Origin of the sequence: Robertmurraya sp. (assembly GCF_036676585.1) — a bacterium.
In the GTDB taxonomy this organism is placed as follows: Bacteria; Bacillota; Bacilli; order Bacillales; family Cytobacillaceae; genus Robertmurraya_A.
Map to the genome: position 1 here is coordinate 21,948 of NZ_JAKFCQ010000027.1, position 26,376 is coordinate 48,323.

The 26,376-nt window shown below is 39.1% G+C and carries 18 protein-coding genes; 6 read left to right on the plus strand and 12 right to left on the minus strand.

The features are described from left to right. Positions 1-1,059 (minus strand): TRAP transporter substrate-binding protein, encoded by a 1,059-nt coding sequence (locus ACGLXV_RS03205; protein WP_391557457.1) that lies wholly within the window; start codon positions 1,057-1,059, stop codon positions 1-3. Positions 1,060-1,357: 298 nt separating this feature from the next. Here ACGLXV_RS03205 and ACGLXV_RS03210 point away from each other — a divergent pair, with 298 nt between their 5' ends. After that, complete coding sequence (locus ACGLXV_RS03210; RefSeq protein ID WP_119707724.1) at positions 1,358-2,131, plus strand: IclR family transcriptional regulator; 774 nt, start codon at positions 1,358-1,360, stop codon at positions 2,129-2,131. Positions 2,132-2,175: 44 nt separating this feature from the next. Further along, positions 2,176-3,111, plus strand: a complete 936-nt coding sequence (locus ACGLXV_RS03215; protein WP_391557458.1) for an amidohydrolase family protein — start codon at positions 2,176-2,178, stop codon at positions 3,109-3,111. A gap of 644 nt (positions 3,112-3,755) precedes the next feature. Here the strand turns inward: ACGLXV_RS03215 and ACGLXV_RS03220 are convergent. From ACGLXV_RS03220 to ACGLXV_RS03245, 6 genes are all read right to left on the minus strand, one after another. Continuing rightward, positions 3,756-4,202 carry a PNPOx family protein gene (locus ACGLXV_RS03220; RefSeq protein ID WP_391557459.1) on the minus strand — a complete coding sequence of 149 codons (447 nt, stop codon included), beginning with the start codon at positions 4,200-4,202 and terminating at the stop codon, positions 3,756-3,758. A 16-nt stretch (positions 4,203-4,218) separates the two neighbouring features. Continuing rightward, on the minus strand, positions 4,219-5,403 hold the full coding sequence (locus ACGLXV_RS03225) for an acyl-CoA dehydrogenase family protein (RefSeq protein WP_391557460.1): 1,185 nt from the start codon (positions 5,401-5,403) through the stop codon (positions 4,219-4,221). A gap of 4 nt (positions 5,404-5,407) precedes the next feature. Then, positions 5,408-6,382 (minus strand): VOC family protein, encoded by a 975-nt coding sequence (locus ACGLXV_RS03230; protein ID WP_391557461.1) that lies wholly within the window; start codon positions 6,380-6,382, stop codon positions 5,408-5,410. Next, the gene (locus ACGLXV_RS03235; RefSeq protein ID WP_391557462.1) at positions 6,379-7,317 is read right to left on the minus strand and encodes a fumarylacetoacetate hydrolase family protein; all 939 of its coding nucleotides are present in this window, start codon (positions 7,315-7,317) and stop codon (positions 6,379-6,381) included. The genes ACGLXV_RS03230 and ACGLXV_RS03235 overlap by 4 nt, the downstream gene beginning before the upstream one ends. Positions 7,318-7,484: 167 nt before the next feature. Continuing rightward, complete coding sequence (locus ACGLXV_RS03240; protein WP_391557463.1) at positions 7,485-8,429, minus strand: alpha/beta hydrolase fold domain-containing protein; 945 nt, start codon at positions 8,427-8,429, stop codon at positions 7,485-7,487. A gap of 2 nt (positions 8,430-8,431) precedes the next feature. Next, complete coding sequence (locus ACGLXV_RS03245; protein ID WP_391557464.1) at positions 8,432-9,478, minus strand: quercetin 2,3-dioxygenase; 1,047 nt, start codon at positions 9,476-9,478, stop codon at positions 8,432-8,434. Positions 9,479-9,717: 239 nt separating this feature from the next. Between ACGLXV_RS03245 and ACGLXV_RS03250 the strand changes: the two genes are divergently transcribed. Then, positions 9,718-10,608 (plus strand): LysR family transcriptional regulator, encoded by an 891-nt coding sequence (locus tag ACGLXV_RS03250; protein ID WP_391557465.1) that lies wholly within the window; start codon positions 9,718-9,720, stop codon positions 10,606-10,608. Positions 10,609-10,655: 47 nt separating this feature from the next. On the opposite strand, the gene ACGLXV_RS03255 is transcribed toward ACGLXV_RS03250, so the two are convergent. Next, positions 10,656-11,084 carry an Rrf2 family transcriptional regulator gene (locus ACGLXV_RS03255; RefSeq protein WP_391557466.1) on the minus strand — a complete coding sequence of 143 codons (429 nt, stop codon included), beginning with the start codon at positions 11,082-11,084 and terminating at the stop codon, positions 10,656-10,658. A gap of 194 nt (positions 11,085-11,278) precedes the next feature. Between ACGLXV_RS03255 and hmpA the strand changes: the two genes are divergently transcribed. Next, on the plus strand, positions 11,279-12,517 hold the full coding sequence (hmpA, locus tag ACGLXV_RS03260) for an NO-inducible flavohemoprotein (RefSeq protein WP_391557467.1): 1,239 nt from the start codon (positions 11,279-11,281) through the stop codon (positions 12,515-12,517). A 53-nt stretch (positions 12,518-12,570) separates the two neighbouring features. Here hmpA and ACGLXV_RS03265 read toward each other — a convergent pair whose 3' ends face one another. Further along, complete coding sequence (locus tag ACGLXV_RS03265; protein ID WP_391557500.1) at positions 12,571-13,638, minus strand: NAD(P)H-dependent flavin oxidoreductase; 1,068 nt, start codon at positions 13,636-13,638, stop codon at positions 12,571-12,573. A 138-nt stretch (positions 13,639-13,776) separates the two neighbouring features. On the opposite strand from ACGLXV_RS03265, the gene ACGLXV_RS03270 reads away from it, so the two are divergent. Then, on the plus strand, positions 13,777-14,763 hold the full coding sequence (locus ACGLXV_RS03270) for an AraC family transcriptional regulator (RefSeq protein WP_391557468.1): 987 nt from the start codon (positions 13,777-13,779) through the stop codon (positions 14,761-14,763). Positions 14,764-14,784: 21 nt separating this feature from the next. Here ACGLXV_RS03270 and ACGLXV_RS03275 read toward each other — a convergent pair whose 3' ends face one another. After that, a complete protein-coding gene (locus ACGLXV_RS03275; protein WP_391557469.1) occupies positions 14,785-17,613 on the minus strand; it encodes an alpha-L-rhamnosidase in 2,829 nt (942 codons plus the stop codon). 177 nt (positions 17,614-17,790) lie between these two features. Then, complete coding sequence (locus tag ACGLXV_RS03280; RefSeq protein ID WP_391557470.1) at positions 17,791-19,065, minus strand: MFS transporter; 1,275 nt, start codon at positions 19,063-19,065, stop codon at positions 17,791-17,793. A 423-nt stretch (positions 19,066-19,488) separates the two neighbouring features. Between ACGLXV_RS03280 and brnQ the strand changes: the two genes are divergently transcribed. Next, positions 19,489-20,826, plus strand: a complete 1,338-nt coding sequence (gene brnQ, locus ACGLXV_RS03285) for a branched-chain amino acid transport system II carrier protein (protein ID WP_391557471.1) — start codon at positions 19,489-19,491, stop codon at positions 20,824-20,826. A 72-nt stretch (positions 20,827-20,898) separates the two neighbouring features. Here the strand turns inward: brnQ and ACGLXV_RS03290 are convergent, their stop codons facing one another. Next, positions 20,899-26,301, minus strand: coding sequence for a GH32 C-terminal domain-containing protein (locus ACGLXV_RS03290; RefSeq protein WP_391557472.1), 5,403 nt, complete (start codon positions 26,299-26,301; stop codon positions 20,899-20,901). Positions 26,302-26,376 lie beyond the last annotated feature (75 nt).

Here is a 26,376-nt window from a genome sequence, read left to right on the forward strand (position 1 = left end):
TTATTCTTCAATAAGCTTTACTGTTTCATCGTAAATCTTCTGACCATCTACCCCATTTGATTTCATATCAGATAACCATTTTTCCTTTACATCCTCAGAGTTATCCTTAAATTTTTGCAGTTCACTCTCTTCCAGATTAATAAATTCTACACCTGCATCTTTCGCTTCTGTTTCCGCTAAGCCCTTTTGATAATCAAACGCTGCCCCCGCCATTTTCGCCATTGGCTCACCAAGTAGTTCTTCTTCAATGAGCTTTTGATCTTCTGGAGAGATCTTATTCCAGCTATCTTTGTTCATAGCAACGTAGAAAATACTAGTGTTGAAGTTTCCTAATGTGACGTAATCAACCAAATCGGTTAGGTTAAAATCTTTAATAGCTGCAACAGGTAAGACGCCCCCATCAATCACACCCTTTTGAAGTGCATCATAAATTTCTGGTGCCGGTAAGGAAACTGGAGTTGCTCCCCATGACTTAATCATTTCACCTGCTTCAACAGACGGAGTTCTAAGCTTTAAACCTTTCACGTCCTCAAAGCTTCTGACTGCTTTTCCTTTTGTGATAATCGCGTACGGATCAGCTGCGTGAACCCATAACAGCTTTAAATCGTCATATTCCTTTTGGATTTCAGGGAACGTATCATAAAGCTTTTGAGCAACAACACTTAACTCCTCTCCTGTCCCGTTTGCAAGGAATGGAAGCTGAAGAACAGAGTGGGTTGGAAACTTTCCTGCGTTATACCCGTGTAACCCCCAGCCCGCATCCATGATTCCAGTTGTAATATTGTCTAACGTATCCTTAGGTCCACCGAGAGCTCCACCCGGATAGATTTGAAATTTCACTCGACCATCGGTAAGCTTTTCTACTTCTTCACTGAACGGTTTCATTGCCTTCGAATCTTGAACATGGTCAGGAGAGTTCATATGCCCCATCTTAAAGGTAATTGATTTTGTATCTGATGCACCTTGTTCTCCCCCAGAGCTTTTCGAACAGGCTGACACAAATACTAGTAAAATCAAGGTTAACATAGTAAAACTAAGCTTCATCCCTCTTTTCAACATCTTACATCCCCCTCTTCATTTAATTAAAACGCTTACATTTCGTTGTTTAGAAAAATCTTTTCTTTTAAATTGAAAAGGATTCTCCTAAAATTTATCAATCTTCACATTTTTATCTTACTCACTACTTTTTATGCTATCAACATTGGAGTTTCTCTATATGCAACAAAACACAAAAAATTTATTTTATTTTAAAATTTATAAATATTCACTTTATTTATTTGGATTTATTTGCTATATTCTCCACTATACAGAAACAAACTTAGTTCTGTTTCAAATGATGAAAAAAGGAGGATACTAGATGGTTACGGAAAAACAGGAAGACCAGCATTTATCATCCGTAAAAAATGCTTTACGAATATTAAGAAGCTTTACGATGGAAGAGCCAGAAAAGAAGATTAGCGACTTATCTACTTCTCTAGGTATTAATAAAAGCACGGTGAGTAGGACCATGGCGACGTTAGCTTCCGAGGGTTTTGTCTATAAAGATCCAGAGTCAAGAAAGTATCGACTCGGCCTATCCATCCTTTCCTTAAGTGGTATCGTAAATAGTCATATGGACATCTACAAAGAATCACAGTCGGTATTAAACCGTCTGGTGGAAAGTATAGGCGAAACAGCCCATATATCTGTACTGGATAATGATGAAGTCATCTATCTTCAAAAGGTCGATTGCCACCACCCTGTTCGTGTGTTAACGAATGTTGGAAAAAGGAATCCTCCTTATTGCACGAGCTCAGGTAAGGTGTTATTAGCCTATTCGGATGATCCACTAGTCGATAGAGTCATTGAAAAAGGCTTAACCAGATATACGAAAAACACCATTACCGACCCTAGTAAACTTAGAGCCCATTTAAAACAAATAAAAGAAAACGGTTACACTTTTAGCAGTGAAGAAATTCTCGAAGGGGTGAACTCGATCGCTGCACCTGTCTATGATTATCGTGGAAAGGTCATCGCTGCATTAGCAATTGTAGGACCAAAACAAAGGATACAAGCAAACAAAGTTCCAGGCTACGCAAAGAAAGTGATGCAAGCCGCCATGGAAATATCAAACCGTATGGGTTATTGGTAATAAGAAACTGAAATTCTATCAAAATCATAAGGAGAATCTCCCAAATGCATGATTTTCATACTCATTTTATCCCAGATGATGTTCTTACTTGGTTAAAGGACCATAAAGATATCGTCAATGCCAAATGGATTAAAAAGGAAGAAAACAAAGATGACTTTTTAGTAGTCAATGAGAAGTGGGGCTTTGAATTAAAACCATCCTTTATCGACAAGAACCTGTATCTTTACAAACAAAAAGAAGCTGGTGTTTCTCATTCCTTGATTTCACCTATTCCACAGCTTTTTATGTATGACTTCCCACAAGACATCACCACAGATATTTCCCAAGTATACAATCAATCTTTGTCACAATTCGTTACACAAACGAAGGGACGCTTATCCGCTCTTGGCACCGTTCCTCTTAGCCATCCTGAGCGTGCCGCACATATTTTACATGATGCAATGAACTCGGGGCTAAAAGGGGCAATCATCGGACCCTCAGCAGCTGGAAAAATGCTTTCAGACGACTATTTTATTCCATTTTTTGAAGAAGCAAACCGGTTAAAAGCAATTCTTTTCATCCATCCATTGCTAAGCGAAGATCCTCGATTAAAAAATTGGATGATGCCGAATCTAATTGGCGTCCCCTGGGAAACAACCGTGTGTGCAACTGATATTCTATTAAGCGGTATGATCGACAAGTATCCTAACATTAAAATTTTATTTGCCCATGGTGGAGGGTTCCTTCCTTATCAAATTGGCAGACTTGATAAAGGATATGAACAATGGAGAGCTGTTTCGTCCAACCTGCAAGGAAAGCCCTCAGAGTACTTAAAACGCTTCTGGTATGATACAGTTCTATGGAATCAAGCAAGCATTGATTTTTTATTGGAAACAGTAGGTGAAGATCGAATCGTTCCGGGCTCTGATTTTCCTTTCGATCTTTGTGCTTGGCCGCCACAGGCGTCATTTGCAAAGGGAGTTCAATCTTTGCTCGATTAAAAAAACCCGCCACACAAAAAGTAAGGGTTCCGTTTTCTAGTGCTTTCTTATTAAAAGACAAAGAAAAGACGTATGAATTTTGGCATACGTCTTTTCCTTTTTTATTAACGTTTCTGCTAAATCCCATTAACTTTGACACAGCATTTGACATCATTATTAAGATGGACAATAAGTATTGTGCAATTAAAAAAAGGTCAAAATTTTTGTCCTTTGCAGTGCCTTTTTGAGTACCAATTTACTTGAGTAAATAGGCTGGTCAATAAAAACCTGCTGATTACCACATCAAGGGTAAAGATGGTCCACACTTTTCGGTTGGGGATCAGGATAAGCACCCGAACTGATGAATAGACGGAGAAATTCCGTTTAATTAGTAATTGTTATTAAAAAAAGCTTAAATAAACGGAGAGATTCCGCCTATAGGCTCAAAAAATTCGAAAATAGGAGAGAATTCTTTGCATAAGCGGAAAATCTCCCCTTATTTACCCCGAAACGAGCTCCATTCTGCATTTAACCGAAAAATCTCCGCTTATTTTCTCGTTACTGAATTAAGGACCTGACATCTTATTTAAAAGGGAGTTAGTTTTATCTCAAAAATCCAAGAGAACCTCATTTTGATACATTAACCGTATCGCAAATAACTGAGGTTATTCACTTAGAAGCTCATAAACTTCGGTGTCCAATTTAATAGCTAAGTCTTTATTATACGTTTTCTCATAAGTAGGTTCTGTTGTTACCTTACCTCCATAAAACATCACGTTTTCAACTGATTCTACTTCAATGGTGACAACGCATAGTTTCATAGTGAGTTCTTTTATTTCAGAGACGGATGCTTTTCCCTGGACCGAATAACAGCTTCCAGCTCCAATCACCCCTATTACTACGTTAGGATTGCTTCGAATATTTTCTATACTAGATGCTTTATGGCCAAGCGCCACTTTTATCCTCTTTCCATCAGATGCAGGATACACCCACGAAACTACACTTAACTGTGGTAAATTGGTTTCCGAATTCATTGTAATCAAGGAAACCATGGTTTCTCCCCGCAAAGAAGAAATCAGGTCAGCCGTCAACTTGTCTGCACTTACTGTCATGTTTACTCCTCCGTTTCTAGTATTCTACACTCACAGGAAGTCCAAGCTCCAACTTGCCATAAAGCTCTCCTACCCAATCAAAATTAAATGCGGTATGTTGTGCTCCCGCATGGATATCACGCCAAAATTGTTGTAACGGATGGCTTTCGGCTGATGCTGCTGCTCCACTGCTTGTATAAATGGTTTCCATTGCTTCTGTACAAAGTTCCGCACAATAGCAATAATTTCTTCTCAAACTAACTCGTTCCTTGTAATCAAGTACTCGTCCGGACTCTACTAACTCCAGCGATTTATGAAGGAGGGCATCTACCGCTTCCAGCTTAGCTGCTACCTTGGCAAGTCGGATTTGTTGATGTGTTAAGTTTGCGACAGGCTCTCCTTTACGGGATTTATTTTTTCCGATCACCATATCCCGCCAAATGTCATATGCACCCTTTGTTGCTCCTAAAATAACAGATAATAAAGTTACCGGCATAACCGCTGACAATTGAATTCGATAAAGTGAAGTCTTATTTTGTTCCATCCCAGGAGAAATGCCATGAAGATTCCACGGATTCAACTCCATCGTGCGGTATTCAGGGACAAACACATCCGTTAATTCTAGTAAGTTACTACCTGTTCCTCTCATTCCCACAACATGCCATACATCAATTACTCTCAATTCGCTTTTCGGTACAAGAAAATACAACATCTTTTTCTCTTTCTGGCTATCTTCTTGTGGAGCTGCCGCACTAATCATGACCCAATCACAGTGGTTAATACCTGAAGAAAATCCCCATTTCCCAGTTAGACGATATCCACCTTTTTCTTTTAGGATTTCAGAATTCGGACTTGGATTTATGGAGGTCGCTAGACAAGCATCTGGATTGTCCTTCCATACATCTTTCTGAGCGTCGTTCGGGAAAAAGGCAAGCATCCAGCTATGAAGCAACAATAAGGAATAGCACCAGCCTGCAGAGGCATCTCCTTTTGATACCTCAATTGCACTACCAGCTAATGTTTTCCAATCAAGTTCATGTCCTCCCCAACGACTAGGCACCAGCGAGCGAACTAACCCTGATGCAATAAAATCGTCAATGTTCTCTTGTGGTTGATGCCTCAAGCTTTCCCCTTCTTGTGAACGAGAACGTATCATGACAGATAATTCCCTTGCACGCTCAATGGCTTCCTCATGAGTTAACTTATTTAACATCTTGTTCATTCCCTCACCCTCCTGTACTTGATTTCTCAATATCTGGTGTACCATATGTGTGGAACGTAGCTGGCAGAGGCGATCCCCAAGCTAATCCTTTTTTTCGTTCTTCCGGAGTCCATGTTACCGTTTCCCAATCAGGTGTATAAATTAAAAATCCACCCGAGCAAACTTCAATCCGATTGCCTCCTGGTTCATACACGTACACAAACATCGTTTGCCCTGCCACATGTTTGTTAGGAGGAGCTTCAATATAAATTCCATTATCTAAAAACACATCTGCTGCTCGCAGAACCATTTCTGGAGTCTCTACTTTAAAGGCGGCGTGATGAAAGCGGCCCTGGGCACCTGTTTTATCTAATGAAATCGCCATATCATAGGACTTATTGGTCACATGTAGCCAAGCCGTTGTTTGTTTCCCTGTTTCTGTTACCGCTTGCTCACTTAATTTGAAACCTAGGTACTTACGATAAAACAAACTATCCGCATCCACATCAGGACTAAACAAATTAATATGATCAAGCTGTGTAACTGCTGCACCCCTCGCAGAATATTTTTGCGGCATATTTTTTAACCCTGGCTTTAAATGATCCGGTCTCATGTACTTTTCCGCTTCGTAAAAGACTTCTATTTTATGTCCAGCCGGATCCATAAAACGATAGGAAGGACCATGTCCAAAATCTCCGTCAGTCCAACCGATACCGTACTTACTATCCTTAAGATGGTTCGCACGTTGTTCAAGCGCTTGTGAAGAGTAGGTTCTCATCGCCACATGTCCAAGGCCAGCTTGCTTAGCTTCGGTTAGCTTCAGACTATAAAGCTGTTGGTCACCCCAGCCTCGTAAATACACGGATTGTCCCTCGCTCTTTAAGACAGTCATCCCAAGTAGTTCCTGGAAAAATTCAAGACTTTCATTTGGCTTAGGTGATAGCAATTCTATATGAGCTAAATGAGCAATATCCCGAATCGGCTCTTGAAAAATTGTCATGAAACACTCTCCTCCTTAATCGTCGTCAAGATCGCTCCAATCCCCGAAATTTCCACTTTTACAACATCTCCATCTTGAAGGAACTTATTTTGCGCCTCACCAACACCACCTGGAGTTCCCGTACAAACAATATCACCTGGTTCTAATGTGCAAATGCCAGATAAAAACTCAACCAAATGATTTACGTTAAACAACAGTTGCTCTGTATTAGAGGTTTGTCTTACTTCACCATTTACGGTTAAAGAAATATCCAAAGCATGAGGATTTGTAATTTCATCCTTCGTCACTAATACGGGGCCTAATGGAAGACTTTTATCAAGAGTTTTTCCTTGCAGCCATTGGATGGTTCTTTTTTGCATATCGCGAGCGGTGATATCATTAGCTACTGTGTAGCCGTACACATAATCCAAAGCATCTTCTGCCTTAATGTTCTTTCCTTCCTTCCCAATCACGAATGCCAATTCTGCCTCATAATCTAGCTTCTTCGTTAACTCAGAGTTAAGTGGAAAGACGTCGTTAGGAGCTGCAATCGCTGTTGCAAACTTAGCAAAAATAACCGGGTGAGCTGGGAAATCTCGCTTCATTTCAATAATATGATTCTTGTAATTTAGTCCTACGCAGATGATCTTATTTGGCTTTATCACCGGTGGTCCAATTTCTACCGAGTCTTTTTTATAAATAGCCGATGTATTTTCAGAATGTCCTAGGGCATAGTCGATGGCTTCTTTTGCCGATTGTAGAGCCATATCCCCATTCGCAATAAATTCCACAGGGTTAGTTGGAAGTAAAGCGTTTGCAATTTCTTCCGCCCTTTGTTGTCCTTGTTGCTTTAGCTGCTCTATATACGCTTGGTGCGGATCGATGATCGTATTTTCGTCTACTAGAACACCTAGTCTGAGTGAATCATTATTTACGGAATATGTTAGTAATTTCAAGAAAACTCCTCCTCGTTTTTCAATCTAGCCATTGTGTTAGCCTGTAATTAAATGATAAGACAGAAAAATACTTTTTTGAAATACATAGATGTTATTTGAGAAATCGCAATTTCAGATGATTGAACAGTAAGAAAAAAGATACTCCGTTTGCTTGGAGTATCTTTTAGTCAATTTTTTATTAAATGTTTTCCAAAAAACCTTTCAATCATTTCAAATATTTTTACGTGGGTGGTTTCTGTCTGCTCTTTCTCCCCTGCCCGAGTCGTACGAAGCCTAGCAGAATAAGGTTCATGATTGTCCAAATCATTGTTGTTGAAAAAAGCATGGCCAAAACCATCTATCAAACAGAGCGTGGCATCATTTCCTTTTTCTAAGAGAGCTTGATAAAGTAATTCACTTTGATGTGCCGGTACTGCCGTATCATTAGTTCCATGCATGATCAGAAAAGGCGGTTCTCCCCCTTTAATGTACGTGATGGGATTGGCTTCCCGCACACGATCAGGTACCAAATGAATAGGAGATCCTAGTAATTGGGATTCTGGAGAATCCATATCAGAGTGATATCGGACCGGGTGAAGACGTTCCGTTTCTGGATCATTGGAAAACTCCTCAGATGTATGATGGAGATCCATTTGCAAGAAATCTGTTGGACCATATCCATCCACAACTGCCTGGACATTACAGGAAAAATCAGCACACCCATGCTCCAACTCTTCAAGAACTCCAGATCCTGTTGTTCCGGCTAATGCAGCTAAATGTCCGCCAGCAGATGAACCCCATAATCCAATACGTCCGCTGTCTAACTGATACTCTTCTGCAACCGAACGAAGCCACCGGATCGCTGTCTTCACATCATGAATTTGTGCTGGAAACAGTGCTTCCCCGCTCAAACGATACTCTATACTCGCCATCGCAAAGCCTTTTTCGGCAAAAAACTGACAAAAATCTGGCCCAAGCTTCCGATCCCCAATTCTCCAACCGCCTCCATGTAACCAAACAATAACTGGCAATGGTTCTTCTGAATGTAGAGGCAAATATAAATCTAGCAATAACGGCTTTCCACTAGGGGAGGAAAACACAAGATCTTGTATAATTCTAACTCGAAAACTCATATTTAACTAACCTCTTCAATATCGGAGGGACGTGGAGGCTTTCCTAATAAAGTCAAATCAATTTCCTGGATTCGTTGAATGACTCGATCAAACCGATAAGGTGCAGGCTCGCTAGGAAAAATAGGATGTTCATATTCATCTCCTAGAATTCGAAAGAAATCCTCAAAATCTCCCGGTGTTAATACCCCTAGAAACTTCGTGTAGTGAGCATCACAACGGAAGCGATGGGCCGTTTTAGCAGGCACGTAGGCAAAATCTCCCGGCAAGAGATGCAACTCCTCTCCATCTACCCAAAGGGTCATTTCTCCTTGCAAACACATAAAGGTTTCATTTGTGAATTCATGTGCGTGTTCTCCAATAGGCAACCCCTTTGGTCCCTCTGATACTAAAGCAATAAAATGACCGTCAGTTGCCTCTTTCGTAGTTAGAAGGGAATGAACAGTATCCCCACTCAGCAGGTGCACTCCTTCTCCAGATTCAAGAACATAGGGTTTAGGCTCTTTTGGTATGGCACACCCTTTCACCAACTGAGCCAACTCGGATACTTGCTTTCGATCAACCATTTTTATATCAATATTACTAGGAATGTTTGCTAGACAATTTGATTCTAAGGGATTTTCACAAACAGGTGGACGTTCAAATTTATCATAAGGCTCACCAATATGTGAATATAGTTCTGCCACAGTTCCGTTAATGGTAAAAGACCAAAAGCGTGTTCGATGACTCTGCATCCAATAAGAATGAACCGTGCCTGCAGGGATATGAACATAATCCCCTGCTGTTAGCAGATGTTTTTCTCCATTGACTTCTACCTCAAGTCTACCATCAAGGACGACAATTCCTTCCTGGGCTTGTTCGTGTATATGTGCTGGAAAATAGTCCCCTTTTCCGCCTGATAATTGAACGATTTCTAGCATATCACCAGTACTTTTTGTTGTGGCAACAACCGAAGCTACCTGTGTTCCGAATAAGTACCTTTCACCCTCACCATTTCGAACGTAATATGGTTTGCCTTCATTAGGTAATTTGCCAACGACCTGTACGACCATTTCACCACACCCCTAGTCAGTATTTTTATATTATTAAGCGCTTTCACATTTAACCATAAAACGAAATCGGAATAATTGGAAATATTAGAGTTTGATTTCTGTAATCACGATTTATGATTACTCTTTCCATTTTATTGTAGTAGTCAACTGTTTGATATATGGGAAACTTTCCTTCCTCATCCTTTTATTCTCATATTCTATGATAAAATAATAGAAAAATCATGACAAGTGAGGGTCTTATGGATATTCGCCAATTGCGTTATTTTATCACTGTTGCCGAGCATTTAAATTTTACGAAAGCTGCCAATCAGCTTTATGTTGCTCAATCTGCGATTAGCCAGCAAATTGCGGATTTAGAGGATCAAGTGGGCGTAAAACTATTTATCAGAAACAAACGCTCCGTAAAGCTCACACCTGCAGGCTCTGTTTTTCTCAAAGAAGCCATTGAGATAGTGGAAAAAACATCCGGGGCCATTGAAAAGGCAAAGCAAACGGATGAAGGAATCATCGGTAGTCTTTCTATTGGCTTTTTGGCTGTACATGTTCGAAGTTTCCTACCAGAAGTCATCAAACGATTTCGTGAATTATATCCAAAAGTCGAACTCCATTTAAATCACTTTCCTAGTAAAATGCTAAAAGATGAATTAGAACATGGGGACCTAGATTTCGCTCTAACCCTGCCATCTGGTCTTCATCGAATAGAAGAAATTGAAATCGAAACAGTTGCAAAAGAACCATATTGCATTGTTATGCACAAAAATCATCCACTAGTAAACAACAAAAAAATTACTTTATCAGATGTGGCACAGGAACCATTCATCATACATAATCGTCACGATTCCCCGGTGGGTTCGTATGATTTTATTGTCCAGATATGCGAGCAACATGGCTTCACTCCAAAAATAGTCAGTCAGCCTCGCTTTGTTGATACGGTACCCGTACTTGTGGAATCAGAAATGGGGATCTCCATTTTACCTAAAAGCTTTGAAGCGATCTCTAGCTCCTCGCTTCGTTTTGTGGAAATCGATCAATTTGACGACCAAGACTTTGAGCTTGTCATTGCTTGGAAAAAGAACAATTTAAATCCATCCTTATCGCTGTTTTTGAAGGTGTTAAGATCGTTTTTGTAGATCAATGAAAATAACAAAAGGTTGCCAGAGCAACCTTTTTACTTATATTAAAATAGTGTCTTTAATTCTTCCCTATTTTGCAGCAAATCTTCTAATGTATATCCGTCTAAGACTTTCAGATAGGAGTTTAGTGCCTCATTCAATACAAATTTCAATTTACAAGCCGGACTTAATTTGCAAGTGTTTCTCGTCTCGTCAAAGCATTCAACCAAATTAATTGGGCTCTCTGTATGACGAACAATCGCACCAATATTTATTTGATCTGGGTCTTTCGCTAGCCTAATTCCTCCATTTCTTCCCCTAACGGTTTCAATCATCCCAAGCTTTCCTAATTCATACACCACTTTACTTAAATGGTTATTCGATATGTTATAAAAACTTGAAATTTCTTTAATATTTGATTTTTCACCGCTCGCCTGCATTCCTAAATAGATTAGTACACGTAAAGTATAGTCTGTATATGCGGTTAATTGCATGGTAATCACCCTTGTTCTCAATTGCATTTTAGTAATTTAAATATAACATAAACCACATTTTCTCATCATAAATGTGAACATTCTGTTAAACATGTATTTAAAATATTGCTTTAAGTAATCATCAATGTCTAAAATAAACATGTATTTAAAATATATCTTTATCACTGTGAGAATATTATTAAGGGGAGATTAACATGACAACAGCCACAAGTCCATTAGATACGAAAACGATTGAAATTATTAAATCTACTGTTCCTGTTTTAGCACAACATGGAGAAGCCATTACCAAGAGATTCTACGAAATGATGTTTTCAAACCATCCGGAGTTGTTAAACATCTTCAACCACGCCAATCAAAAACAAGGAAGACAGCAAAAAGCTCTAGCGAATACGGTTTACGCTGCCGCTGCATATATTGATAATTTAGAAGCAATTCTACCAGTTGTTAGACAAATTGCCCATAAACATAGAAGTTTACAAGTCAAAGCTGAGCATTATCCTATCGTCGGAAAACATTTATTATTGGCAATAAAAGATGTACTTGGCGATGCTGCGACCGATGACATTATTAATGCTTGGGGGAAAGCGTATGGTGTCATTGCTGATGTATTTATTCAAGTAGAGAAAGAAATGTATGATGAAACAGTTTCTCAATCTGGTGGCTGGAATGATTTCAGAGACTTCACTGTTGCTAAAAAAGTAAAAGAAAGTGAAGTAATCACCTCTTTCTACTTACAACCAAAGGATGATAAGGGAATTCCTACCTTCACTCCTGGCCAGTATATTAGCATTCGTGTAAAAATTGACGGGGAAGAGTATACTCATATTCGCCAGTATAGTTTATCTGACAGTCCTGAAAAAGAGTACTACCGTATCAGTGTAAAAAAGGAAACCTCTTCTTCTGAACATATCCCAAACGGGAAAGTATCCACTTACTTACACGATACCGTCCAAGAAGGAGATACTCTAGAAGTGACAGCTCCTGCCGGTGACTTTGTTTTAGATGTAGAATCTACCGAACCTGTTGTATTGCTAAGTGGTGGTGTTGGTATTACACCAATGATCAGCATGCTAAATACCATTGCTTCTAAACAACCAAATCGTAAAGTCACATTTATTCACGCCGCTATTAACGGAACGACACATGCCATGCATGAACATGTTAAAGTACTTTCAAGTAAATCGGAGAATATCGAGTATCACCTTTGCTATGAAAAGCCGACTGAAGTCGATGTATTAAACAAGGAGTTCAATAAAGAAGGATATATAGACCTTTCTTGGATTGATTCTGTCGTTCAAAATAAAAATGCTTCTTTCTACTTCTGTGGTCCGATACCATTCATGAAAACAGTTAATACTGCATTAAAAGAGTTAGGAATTTCTTCTGATAAGGTTCATTTTGAATTCTTTGGTCCTGCTGATCAGTTAAATTAAGTTATAAAATAGGAAAGCCATTCTAGCTGATATAGCTGAATGGCTTTTTTCACTCAAAATTCTTTCAACAACTGATCGACCTGAGAAACAATACCTGTGATAAGTTCATAAACAGATTGACATTGACTCAACCTAACCCCTTGACCCGACCAAAGAGACATATACTCAGGATTATTTTGTCTTGCAGCTTCTTTTCTAATATGACTAGTTAAGTAATGTTGAATAGGATAAGCTGGTATCATGTTTTCTCTGCTCTTCAGCTCTTTCATAAACTGGTTATTAATTCCTCTAGCCGGTTTTCCTGAAAATACGGTAGTTACCATTGTCTCGTCTTCAGTGGCTTGTAGTATAGCTTTTTTGTGTTGGTCATGTGCTCCACTCTCTATCGTAGTGAGAAAAGCTGTCCCCATTTGAACTGCTTCTGCTCCTAAAAACATAGAAGCTATCACACCTCTACCATCCATCACCCCGCCGGATGCAATGACAGGAATGGTGACATGATCCACCACCTGTGGTACCAAAGCCATTAAGCCAACTAGGCTTTCTTGAGCATCTTTTGCGAAAGTTCCCCGATGCCCTCCAGCTTCACTTCCTTGAACCACAACAGCATCCATCCCAACATTTTCATTGATTACAGCTTCATTCACTGTTGTGGCTGTTCCAATGACGATGACCTTATGTTTCTTTAATTGGCTTATTACTTCCTTTGTTGGGATCCCAAATGTAAACGAGCACACAGGCACCTTTTCTTCAATGATAATTTTTAGTTTTTCTTCAAATATAGAGCTGTTTTCATATGTAGGTAATTCCAATTTAATCCCTAATTCGCTTCTAAAAGGTTGTAAGAGTTCGTTTGCTTCGTTAATCTCTTCATCTGAAATCTTTGGTGTTTCTGGTATAAATAAGTTAACCCCAAATGTTCTAGTAGTTAAAGCTTTTACTTCCCTTATCTGATGACGTAATTCATCAGGCTGCATATATCCAGCACCAATCATCCCTAAGGCACCGGCGTTTGACACTGAAGAGACAAACTTGGAAGTTGTTACACCGCCTGCCATAGGTGCTTGAATGATCGGAAAATCCAATCCTAGTAGTTTAGTTATTTTATTTTGGTACCACATCAATATCACCCTTCCATCAACCATGATTTTTTCATTTATTTCTATATTGAATTCGCTTACAATATACTTAGTATATTATATTTTTAAAGAAGGTGACTATGTTTGGATACTTCCACTCTTGAAAAACAATTAAGAGAATTGAGTGAATTTGAAATAAAGTATTCTGGTAGTCCCTCACATCCAAAACATTACTCTCATTTAGGGGAGTCAGGTCTTACATTTTCTGAGGATATCCCCTTACCTACTATCGTACCTGTAGATAATTTTTTTAAACCAGATCAAAATGTTGTGTTTTTAAAACACCCACGCTATGTAAAATTCACAGAACACCGACATTCATTTATTGAAATGAATTATGTATTATCGGGTACGAGTAAACAATTTATTGATGGCAAAGAAGTTATTTTAAAGCAAGGGGATCTATGTTTACTAGATACGAATGTAACTCATTCAATTGATAGTGCGTCAGAAAACGATATTATTATTAATATACTAATTCGCACAAGTTACTTTGATTCAGCACTTCTTCAAAGATTATCAGGTAATGACCTATTAACTGATTTTTTCGTAAATGCTATTTATAAACAAAAGAAGGATAGTCGTTATATCTTATTTTCAAAAGGGCAAAATGATCGACTGAACGATTTAATTTTACAAGCCGTAAATGAATTTTATCACCCTCAACTATGCTCAAGTGAAGCAATTAATTCATATATGTTACTAATTTTCACGGAATTGTTAAGAAGCTATAATAGTCTTTCAAAAACAAAAGGGGAACCTACCTTTAAAAAAGGCATCATTTCTGAAATACTAAAGTACATGGAATTGAATTATAAGAACATTACGTTAGAAAAAACAGCGGAAAAGTTTCATTTTCACCCAAACCATTTAACACGGCTTTTAAAAACTAACTTTGGAAAAACTTTTATTGAAGTATCACATCAATTAAAAATAAAAAATGCATGTACGCTCTTAGAAAACACTGACTTAACCATTGACCAAGTCGCGAATGAAGTTGGTTACACCAATATTACTTTTTTCTACAAATCATTTAAAAAAGTACATGGCATTACCCCTGCTGAATATCGAAAAAAAGGCACCAAAAGCGTTACCCATTTGGAGTAAAGCTCTTGGTGCCTCTTCTATCTAGCTTTTTAAACACGCTTCCTTACTAAGTTTTTTCATTTTATACGTAATATCAAACTGTCCCGAACCCACCAGGAATTCCACCCTATTTTCCTCTTTAATAAATTTACTATTTGTATATCCTCTATTTATTAATTGTGTCTGAAGGTTTGTAATATTGTCCTCACATACATCCTTAAGTGAAATAATGGCAGAAGTACTTGGTGGGACATGAACTTGAAGAAACATTTCATTTGTATCTACCATTTGCCATTTGATTTTGATTTCACCGTATACAGAATCGTACTTGGTTTCAGCATGCGTTAGCTGATCCGTAATATTGGCCTCCACCTTAAATTTTTTGTATCCTGGCTCCATTGGACTTAGTCCTCCAATATAACGAACAAGCCAATCTCCTACACATCCGAAGGCATAGTGATTAAAGGAGAATGCACCGACTGTCCCATCCGGTTTGATGGCTTCCCATGACTCCCAAATCGTGGTTGCACCATGATCCACTTCATATAACCATGAAGGACAATTGGTTTGGAACAAGAGCTTATAAGCAATATCTTTGTATCGATTTTCACATAAAACGTCCAAAATAAAGGGAACTGATAAAAATCCTGTATCAATTCGATAGTCATTTAATTTGATTAATTCGACCAATCGATGAACCGCCTTTGTCTTTTTATCTTCAGTTAGGAGATCAAAAGCAAGGGCAAGTGTATAAACCCCTTGGTAATCCGCTGTTAACATTCCAGTATCTTTTACGTAGGCATATTCAAAGGCTTTTTTCACCTTATGATGAAGAAGATCATAATAGTGAGACCGCTCTTTTTTTCCTAATACGTTTGCAATCTTAGATAATAAACTTGAAGAATAAGCGTAAAAAGCGGTTGCTATACAATCCTTCGTTTTAAGAGCGGAGGCAATTGGACCTTGTGGATTTTCCCCTAACATAAAACTAGGAATCATCCAGTCTCCAAAATGAAACTTCGTATCCCATAAATAACGGTCATAGTCATTTTCATTATTCTCTTTTCCCTTAGCTGCACTTTTTTCTATAAAAGAAAGCCACTTTTCCATCGCTGGATAGCATTCCTCCAGAATACGATGATTTCCGTATCTTTGGTAAAGTACCCAAGGAACGATGATGATCGCATCTCCCCAGCCTGCTGAAGATATACTTCCAGTAAATTTAAGGTCATTCCAAATATCCTTCGGTGCAGGAGAATAATTAAGAATCTCTCCCTCATTCGTCTGTTCTCGCTGCAGATTCCAAAGCCATCTGGTTAAAAATGATTGAACATCCATATTAAATGCAGCAGTTGGTGCAAACACCTGTAAATCTCCTGTCCAACCTGCTCTTTCACGTTGAGGACAATCCGTTGGAATCGATAACATGTTCCCCTTCTGACTCCATTGGATATTCTGCCATAATTGATTGATCTTTGTATCTGACGTTTGGAAATGACCCGTTTGCTTCATATCAGAAAATAATACAATTGCTGTGATATCATCTAAGAGAAGTTCAGAATGGTAGCCTGATAGGCGAACGTAGCGAAAACCATGGAAAGTAAAAGTTGGTTCAAACACTTCTCCATTTTCACCACTAGCCACATAATAATCGGTTTGCTCTTTATTACGACCAACGATATTAGAAAAAAACTCACCCTTCTCATTTAATACTTCACTATGCTCTATCTTAATTTCTTCACCTTTTGAACATTGCAAATGCACCCGAACACGCCCTGCAATAATCTGCCCAAAATCAATGATAAACGCATTACTTTCATCCTTCCAAATACGAATGGGAGAAAGAGTTTCCATTGGTTTTACATATTCGCCGTATTGCGCACGTAAGTTATCTAAATTGTATTCGGCTACTTTAACCCTCGACCATTCGTGGGTAAAGCATTCGTAGCCCGGACAATCCCAGCCAATTTTATCTAAATTTTTGTCCTGTTTTTCCCCGATAAAAATATCACTGTATACATAATGGCTGTCGGCTGATTGGAAAGAGTGATCTGTTCCGATCATTTGCTTTGTTCCATCAGTAAATGTAATTTCTAATTGGGCAAGGAGCCCTAGACGGTTCCCGAACTGAGCACTTCCACCAGGGATACTGATTCTTCCTGCATACCACCCATCAGATAGTGTCACCCCGAGTACATTTTCCCCTACAACGAGATGTGGTAAGACGTCATAGGTTTGATACTGAAGATAGTTTGTGTAAGAGGTAAAATCAGGAGTAAATTCTGCATCCGTGATCTTTTTCCCATTTACTTTTGCCTGATAAAGGCCATGTGCAGTAATATATAGTCTGGCCTTTTCAATTGGTTTATGATCCACTGTAAATAATTTTCTTACTATCTTTGGTGAGTGGAGCTTTTTTTCAGGTGGAGAATACTCCCCTTTATTTTTCTTGATAAACATATCTTCTAAGGTAAGCTCTGGTTCCTCCGTTACATCTTCCTGCTCTGGTTCAATCCATCTTGCCACCCACTCATCTTTGTGTAGTAGCCCCATTTCCCAATATTGTTCACTACTCCATGGTGTTTCCTCCCCATTGGAACACCAAACCCGAACTTTGTAGCAGTAACTCGCTCTACTTTCTAATGAAGGACCACCATATTCAATATGAATCGATTCCGTTGATTGAATTTTATTTGAGTCCCAAATTAGCTTTTTCATAGTAAAAGATGCTTCAAATACTTGTACCTGATAAGCTATTTGACAAGTTCCTGCCGTTTCACTTTTCAGCTTCCAGCTAAAACGAGGTTTTAAAATATCTGTCCCAAAAAGTATCTCTTGATTTTCTATTTTTAAATCGATGACCTTTATCACGATTTTTTCCTCCCTGTATTTCCTTGTTTCTTCCTAAAATTCCAAAACCCTGTAATAATCAACATTTCAAAAAGAACGGCTGCTGCAGCAATAACAATTAAGGTTACACTCATCATTGAACCTCCTTATACTGAGAAAATCCGCGCAAAAAGTGAGCGCAGATTTCCCCCGATAATCTTATTGAGCGATTGAAATTTGATCATCTGCTTGTTTTTCTAGCTCTGGAATTGGTTTGATAACCACTCCAGCCAATATGGCAAATATCGAAAGCACGCCGAAGAATAATGGATAACCACCAGCTGCAACGACAGGACTTGCAAGGGCATTAGCTACCGGTGCACCAAGGTCATTCGCAATATTCACTATACCCATGTCCTTAGCAGCATCTTGAGGATTTGGAAGAACTCTCGTCATAAGGGCAATATCAACTGCTAAGAACATTCCAAATCCAATCGAAACGACCGCGCCAGCTATATACGAAATGGAGATACTTGGAGCAAAGCTATACCCTAAAATACCTATTGCAGTCACTAATGCTGAAAGTAAAATAAACGGTTTTTGACGTCCAATTTTATCTGATAAAACACCTCCCAATATACTTGAGATCGCCAGTAACGGAATGGTGATATTCATGCTCATTGAAACAATTCCTGCAAGATCTTGTTGAGAAACATGAAAATGCTCTAGATAATAAACACTTGTGTAAGTAGCCGAGCAATAACCAATAGCCATAAAGAATCTCGTTAACACTCCATACGTAAAGTACGGATATTTTTTCGGACTAGGATAAATACGTGATATTTTTTCTCTAAACCGTAATTGACTTGCTTCTTCATTACTCTTCTGGAAATCCACATTACTCTCTTTCACTAACAAACAGGCAATGATGGCACTCGCCACACTGATAACTCCAAGTAACAAGAATTTATTTTCAATCGTCCAACTATTTAACATGAACATCAAGTTAATCCCAATCATGATTGAAAGAGGAGAAACAAGACCAATGATCCCGGAAGCTGTCCCACGTTTGCTCTCATCGACTTGATCGGGGATTAAGGCATATAACGCTGTATTCATAAAGCTTAAAAAGAATTTTGATATGGCAAAGAATACACATAATGCAGTAAATGATTCAGCTTTTCCAGTAAAATATAGACCAACTAAACCAGCACTCGCCCCAATCAATATCCAGGGTCTTCGACGGCCAAATTTCCAGGAAGTACGATCGCTAATGATCCCGGATACATAAAGACCAAGTATCCCAACTGGAGCAGCCAAAATTGAAACAATACTAAAATTCTTGGTAACGCTTGCAGGATCAAGCATAGCTAATTTCATTGTTAGTAATAAAGCAATAGGAATAACTACCGCAATACAATAACCAAAACTTGCGATACAAATACCAGCGACTAATCGTCCGAAAGGCGTTTTACTAGCATTAGAAGTATTCATTTTACAACCCTCTTCCTTTAAAAAATGATTTATGAAAGCGCTTCTAATGTTAGTTTATAGGTTGATAGTCTAAATAACTATGTCTGTATCTCACATGAAATATATCCATTTCAAACATTTTTATTAGTTCTTTTCTCACAGAACCTTAAAACAATCCCGTAGTTTCAATTCTATTAATTAATTTAGATAACAAGTTTCTTACCCGTTTGTAGTAAAAATACTCGAAAGAATAATAACTGAATCAAACAATTTCACTATCCATTTCAATCACATATAGAAGTTGTTTTCCAAATAGGAGGAATAATTGACTAACCGGATTGACAATATAACGATAAATCTATATATTCGAATTTATTGCGACTACTAAAATATGTTTCTAATATAGTAGTTTGAAACAAAAAAACGTCTAGAAGGAGTATCAACATGCAACAGAAAATACCATTTTCCACTTACGCATTGATCGGTACAATGCTTTTCGGTCTTTATTTTGGGGCAGGAAATTTAATTTTTCCGATCCAATTAGGACAACTTGCAGGTACTAACTTTTGGCCTGCATTGATTGGCTTTTTAGTAACAGCGATTGGCCTTCCCTTTTTAGGAATCCTAGCAATTGGCCTATCTGGCAGTACAGGCCTTCGTGATTTAGCAAGCCGCGTGCATCCACTTTTTGGTGTCATATTTGCAATGGCCCTTTACTTGACAATTGGACCATTTTTTGCGATCCCACGTACGGCAACTGTACCATTCGTTGTTGGCTTTGAACCGTATATCAATCCAGACTCAGCAAGTTTATGGCTTGGACTGTTTAGCCTTGTATTTTTTGCCATTGTTTATTATTTCTCTTTAAACCCAGCAAAGATTATGGACTACGTTGGAAAGTATTTAACACCGGCCTTTTTAATATTTTTATTTATTTTAATTGTTACTGCGATTGTTAAGCCGATGGGTGACTTCGGACAGCCAACAGGAGATTATAAGAGCTTACCATTTATGACAGGCTTTAAAGAAGGCTATAACACAATGGATGCCCTTGCCTCCCTTGCTTTCGGAATTGTAGTCATCAACACGATTAAAAGCCAAGGCATCACTCAAACAAAAGCGATTGCCAAAGCAACTTGGCAATCTGGTGTGTTTGCGATGGGACTTATGACGCTTATTTATGGTCTTATTACGTATATGGGGGCATCGAGTATAACCGCAGTAGGAACGTTTACGAATGGCGGGGAGATATTTGCTGCCGTTTCTCAGCATTATTTTGGATCGTTCGGTAACATTTTATTAGCGATTATTATTGTTCTCGCTTGCTTAAAAACGAGCATTGGACTTATTACGGCATGTAGTGAATTTTTCCATAATGTGTTTCCAAAAGTAAGTTACCGTTGGTTTGTACTTATGTTATGTGTCGTCTCTTTTGCTATTGCGAATTTCGGTTTGAACAATATCATTCTATTTGCAATCCCGGTATTAATGTTCTTATATCCGTTAGCGATTGTTCTAATCTTATTAGCTTTATTTTCACCATTATTTAAAGGAAAACAAAGCGTATTCGCTGCATCGATGCTTTTCACGTTCTTTGTAAGTATCATTGATGGGTATAGCACTTTAGCAGCCTATTTACCTGAAACAACAGTAGGATTTTTTGAATCAATTAAAACTATTTATTTAGATTATTTACCACTTTATGAAATTGGCCTTGGGTGGATACTTCCAGCTTTTATTGGCGTAATCATCGGGTTGATATGGCCGAATAAAACGAAATAAAGAATAATAGAAAGGAGGAAGTTCCAAGGAACTTCCTCCTTTCTTTCCTAAAACCAACTGTTCATAAAAATACTACTTCTCCTCCAGCTTCACAGGAACATTCACATCATCAAGATTAATATGACCCCATCCTCCTGTATGCTTATCAACTACTTGAATATACAGCTTTCTACCGATAAACTCTGAAGCATCCCATCTGACCCTTCGGTAGGCTTCACCGTTATGGCCGGTTGCTTTCCTTAAAATTTCATTTGTTTCCGCATCGACCAGCGCTACGTATAGTAATTGCTCATCTGCCCCTCCAGATGTTAAAAAGTCAATTTGACCATCCCCTCCGAGGACAAAGTCTTCGGATTTCAACACACCCGTTGCCGCATCTCCCCCATGATCAGGATGAAATCCCCATAGATGATATTTATTTGGGTCAGTGGAAGTAGTTGCCTGACCGAAAGGACCACCCCATCCCCAATCACTCTTATTAGTCACATGATCATTTGTGAAGGTATTTCCTTCTACAATCGTCCATCCGGTTAAATCTCCTGTTTGAAAATCATGATTCGTTAATTCGCTATGTGGAATTTCCTCTTGAGGGCTATCATCCCCATAATACGCTGGTACGACAGTGTCACTATAGGCAGATCCCATCTCATACACTTTCATTGAGACAATATTTGCCGTTCCGTTCTTACTCCAAAGTTCAAGTCCTAATGCATCCGCTTTTGTTGGGTATGCTCTTGTGGTAATGCTTTTTTGCCCATTCGCATACGCTTCAATCATCGATCGATCTAGGAAAATATGAAGTTTCACATTTTCTCCTTGTGTGGAAAGAGTTCCAGAGCTGCTAGTTTTCGCGACATCAGGGTCTAGGCTCATTTTCGTAGCGTCTACTCCAAATTGCTCGTTTGTCTCGTCAAAATAGAGGGTTACTTCTTCTGATGAATCTCCGGATTGACGAATTTTAATGCCATATTTCTCATCCGATTTTGCTTTAATTTCAAGGATGATTTCTAACATATCTCCTTTCACTTTCTCAAGCTTCTTATTTGCCTTTGATAGACTCGAATTTCTAATATTAATCAGTTGTTTGCCTCGGAGAGTTTCTAATTCTTTAATCGGCTCAACTCCAAGCTCTCCATTTTTTAATAGAGACAATTCTAATGGCAAACCAGCGTTATGTGCCCAAGCAGCATCATAATGCTCCTGGTCCGTTCTTCGGTCTTGAACAATACTAAATAAAATCGAACGTCCTTTATCATCAATCATTCCACTAGGTCCAGTAAAATGAACACCGTAATCAAATAGTTTCGGCTCCTCATGGTCTGGAACAAATTTATTTTTTTCTTTATCCCATGAGCCCACCCAGTGAAACACGTATTTTACGTTATGTTCACTATAGCTTTTAAACCAAGGATTGATAAAGAACGCATACTTTTGTTCTCCGTTTGCATCCTTCCCAATAGGTAAAAACACTGGTAATTCCCATACATCTCCTGTTTTTGGATAGGCTTTGGAATTCCCTGTAAAGAATGGACCAACATACTCCCAATTTTCCAAATCTTTTGAAGTGTAAAGGAGTGCGGAACCTCCAACATTTTCTATACCCGAACCAACCATTTGATACCAAGTATCACCATCTTGCCATACAAATGGATCTCGGAACTGACCATACATCACCTTTCCTTCCTCTGCTGGAAGATCAGGTGCTTGAACCGTAACCGGATGATCTAACATATCCCACATCTTCAGCATTGGATCTTTGACATCCTCAGGTTTGGCCAAACCTGTCATTTGGTTTGGTGATTTGCTGTCATCTCCCGCTGTAAAGAATAACACTGGTTCTCCATTTTGATCAAAGCTTGCGGAGCCAGACCATACTCCGTCTGGTGACACACCTGATGGAGCTAAAGCAACCGGCACATCTTCCCAGTGAACCATATCGTCACTTACCGCGTGACCCCAATGGATTTGATGCCAGTAAGGTCCTTGTGGATTGTGCTGATAAAAGAGATGATATTTTCCGTTATAATAAAACGGAGCATGTGGTTCATTCATCCAGTGACCAGGTGAAAGAAAATGATATTGTGGTCGATAGCGATCCCCATCATACACGCTGCGGTCAAACGATAAATCCGGAAGGGGTAACTGCCCATCTTCAAAGCTTGTAATCACTTGATTATATTGTCTTTTAATCTCTTCTTCCGATACTGCCTTGTTGTAGATTTTCAGCTCATCAATCATCCCGTTAAACATATTCGCTGTAAACGAGCTTAGTACGGCGGCTGAATTATGCTTACCTATTAAGAGATTGTTCTCAGACGCTGTAATCGTGGCATTTCTAGGAGTATCTACTTCCCCAACTAGCTCACCATTTAAAAACAACTTCATCTTTTTCTCGTTTTGGTCAAAAGTGGCAACAATATACGACCACCGATCTTTTTCAAGTGGTTTGTCTTCCTTTGCCCATACTTCTTTCCATTCGCCATTCATCCCGGCTTGGAACGACCATTTTCCATGTCGACCCATTCCTAAAATATAGCCTTCGCCTCGAGCTTTATTGTGCTGATTAACAATCGCTGACAGCTGACCTAAATCTCCCCATTCATACGATCGTGGTGCTACCCATGCTTCTATTGTCAATGCATCACTTGGCTGTGCTGCCTTTTTAATAGGTTGATTGATATAAGTGGAATAGCCATCAAATAGAAGCGCATGACCCACGACCCCTTTTCTCCAAAGAGGATCGGTAGAAGGCTTATACTTTGCTTCATTAAATACATATTCTACCTTTAGCTGTTCGTTTTTGACTGAATCAAGAGCGGTATGGCCCTCTTGTTCATCAAAACTCCAGTGACTTAACATCCCGCGACCTTTCACTTGAAAATCATCCACATTCAGATGCCCCAACCCTCCTGTATGTTGATCGACCACTTTGATATATACTTTTTCACCTAAATAATCCGAAGCGTTCCAAGATACACGCTTATACGTCTCTGATTCAGGACCGGTCGCTTTGAATAACTCTTTTCCATCGGAAGCACGAACCAAGGCAACATATAAGTCGTAATGAGTCTCCCCATCCATCTCATCTCCTCCACCTACTAAGAAAGAGATTTTGCCATTTCCTGATAATTCAAAGATATTGGATGTGAGGCTTCCTGTTCTTTGATCCGCTTCATTAGGAGCCGCACCGTTAAAGCCCCATAGATGATACTTCCCTTGATGTTCAAACGGAATTAGAGTATCCCAATAAGTGGCTTGGTCAGTTACCGTTCCGTTGAATGCATTTCCTTCTGCTGTCCATCCAGTTAAATCTCCTGTTTCAAAGCCAGGGTTGATGAGGTCATCTTGCTTTCCTTCATCTTCGTTAAAAACATGAAAATCATCCACATTGATATGACCAAAACCACCAGAATGATAATCTACTACTTTAATAAAGAGTGCTTCTCCCAAGTACTCGGAAGCATCCCACGATACTCGCCGGTACTTTTCTGTATTGGCACCCGTTGCCTTCATCAGCTCTTCACCGGTTGAAGCTTTCACTAGTGACACATACAGCGTATTTAGGTCCTGACCTCCACCTACTAAAAAGTCAATAACCCCATTTCCTTCCAGCACAAAATTGCTAGACTTCATCACACCGGTTCGTAAATCTGATTTATCATCACTCTTCGCTCCGAGGAATCCCCATGAATGATAGGTACCTTCATGCTCAAATGGTCCACCCCAAAAGCTTGTCGCATCGGAGACAGGCGCCCTAAACGCCGATCCCGTTGTTGTCCAGCCAGTTAAATCACCAGTTTCAAAATTAGGATTTTCAATCATATTTGGAAGGTTTTCTACATCCACGTCTTCTACAAATTTCGTAAATGATGCTTCTTTTAATGGATAGAAGGATAAGGAACGTAACGCTACCTCCCCGTCTTTTGCGTATAAATTAATTTGTTTGCTTTTTTCACTCGGGAAGATTTGATTCGTAAACACGGTGGTGCCTTCTTCTGCAAACACCTCAACTGAAGATCGGTCAACCAATAGTTTTACGTGTAAGATTCCATCATTTACTTTTAGGTTCGTATGCTGAATGGAAGGAAAATCCTTATGAAAATCGGTCTCTCCTGATTGTGTCCGGTCCACTGATAATTTTCCATCTGCCACTTGATAGGAAATTATAGTTGCTTCATTTTCTCCTTTACGTACTTGAAATCCAAACTCAGATGCTGTCGTTTCATTCAGGTTAAACTCAGCTTCAAGCTCAAACATGTCAGCGGTTACATTTTCTAATACATTATTAGTTGAAAATTTTTGATTCGCGATTTTCACTTCATTCGCTGTATCTCGTAAACTAGTTAATTCCTTGACTGGTTGCTGCTTTAATCTAACACCTTCAATTGTTTCCACTAATGAAAGCTCTCGTGGCACGGTGGTGGCACCTCTCCAGGTGGAAGTTGGAATTTGCCCTGCGTATAAAGCAGGATTATTCATCCAGCCTAACCAGATTCTTCGACCATCTTCTGGCTGGTTAACAGTGTTACTCCATGTAACTGCTGCATAAAAATCGGCCCCGTAATCCGCCCAATTTAATGGTTCGGAGTTCTCATCCGGGCTAAATGTTGTTCCATTAAAATCTCCTACATAATAGTGCATCCCAGTTCCACCTGATGGGGTTGGATTAATACTAACCGTTAACACCCATTTTGAGCCTGTTTTGTTTCCAATTTCATCATATACAGGTAGCTCAAACAAATCTGGACATTCCCAAAGACCAAGTGCTGCTGCTTTTGGATCGGAAAATTCGCTCACCTTTTGCCAATCTAATAGATTAGGTGATGAGTAAAAATCGATACGCTTCCCACTCGTGATGACAAACATCCATTGCTTGCTTTGTTCATGCCAAAAAACCTTTGGATCACGGAAGATGCCTGAGCCTCCATTACTTGCTTTCAACTCATTCGGCATGGTGATGATTGGATTTTGCTCAAGAGTGGACCATGTTCTACCGCTATCTAGACTATAAGTGACACTCACATGTTGATTATCACCACCCAGTTCACTCGTATACAGACCAACCATGGGTGGATTTTCCTTCGTTCCTAAACCGGATGTATTTTCATAATCAACCACCGCACTTCCAGACCAAGCAAACCCATTTTCATCTGGATAAACCGATATCGGATAATGCTCCCAGTTTACAAGATCTTTACTAATCGCATGACCCCAATACATCGGTCCCCACACTTTATCAGTAGGGTTATGCTGATAAAACAAATGATACTCCCCGTTGTAATACACCATACCGTTAGGGTCGTTCATCCAATTTTTCTCTGGAGTAAAATGATACCCTGGCCTATAGATTTCATCGTTCGCTACTGGAAGAGAAGCAGCGCGAACAGGTACTGAAAATGGTTTAAACGATTGAAACATAAGGACTAAAATTAAAAGCAACGAGAAAACCTTTTTCCTCTTTAGTTTTCGATTCATGACATCACCTTTTTAGAAAAGTATTTTCATTTTCTGTCCATCCGTGGTGTCTTCAACTGGTTGCAGGGAAAAGAG

Bases quoted from the DNA above. Each gene is read 5' to 3' on its own strand.
- brnQ (WP_391557471.1), top strand. From the start codon at position 19,489: ATGCAACAGAAAATACCATTTTCCACTTACGCATTGATCGGTACAATG.
- ACGLXV_RS03220 (WP_391557459.1), bottom strand. From the start codon at position 4,202: ATGACAGTAAGTGCAGACAAGTTGACGGCTGACCTGATTTCTTCTTTG.
- ACGLXV_RS03245 (WP_391557464.1), bottom strand. From the start codon at position 9,478: ATGGTCGTACAGGTCGTTGGCAAATTACCTAATGAAGGCAAACCATAT.
- hmpA (WP_391557467.1), top strand. From the start codon at position 11,279: ATGACAACAGCCACAAGTCCATTAGATACGAAAACGATTGAAATTATT.
- ACGLXV_RS03240 (WP_391557463.1), bottom strand. From the start codon at position 8,429: ATGAGTTTTCGAGTTAGAATTATACAAGATCTTGTGTTTTCCTCCCCT.
- ACGLXV_RS03255 (WP_391557466.1), bottom strand. From the start codon at position 11,084: ATGCAATTAACCGCATATACAGACTATACTTTACGTGTACTAATCTAT.
- ACGLXV_RS03290 (WP_391557472.1), bottom strand. From the start codon at position 26,301: ATGAATCGAAAACTAAAGAGGAAAAAGGTTTTCTCGTTGCTTTTAATT.
- ACGLXV_RS03265 (WP_391557500.1), bottom strand. From the start codon at position 13,638: ATGTGGTACCAAAATAAAATAACTAAACTACTAGGATTGGATTTTCCG.
- ACGLXV_RS03230 (WP_391557461.1), bottom strand. From the start codon at position 6,382: ATGACAATTTTTCAAGAGCCGATTCGGGATATTGCTCATTTAGCTCAT.
- ACGLXV_RS03215 (WP_391557458.1), top strand. From the start codon at position 2,176: ATGCATGATTTTCATACTCATTTTATCCCAGATGATGTTCTTACTTGG.
- ACGLXV_RS03205 (WP_391557457.1), bottom strand. From the start codon at position 1,059: ATGTTGAAAAGAGGGATGAAGCTTAGTTTTACTATGTTAACCTTGATT.
- ACGLXV_RS03210 (WP_119707724.1), top strand. From the start codon at position 1,358: ATGGTTACGGAAAAACAGGAAGACCAGCATTTATCATCCGTAAAAAAT.
- ACGLXV_RS03225 (WP_391557460.1), bottom strand. From the start codon at position 5,403: ATGAACAAGATGTTAAATAAGTTAACTCATGAGGAAGCCATTGAGCGT.
- ACGLXV_RS03280 (WP_391557470.1), bottom strand. From the start codon at position 19,065: ATGAATACTTCTAATGCTAGTAAAACGCCTTTCGGACGATTAGTCGCT.
- ACGLXV_RS03250 (WP_391557465.1), top strand. From the start codon at position 9,718: ATGGATATTCGCCAATTGCGTTATTTTATCACTGTTGCCGAGCATTTA.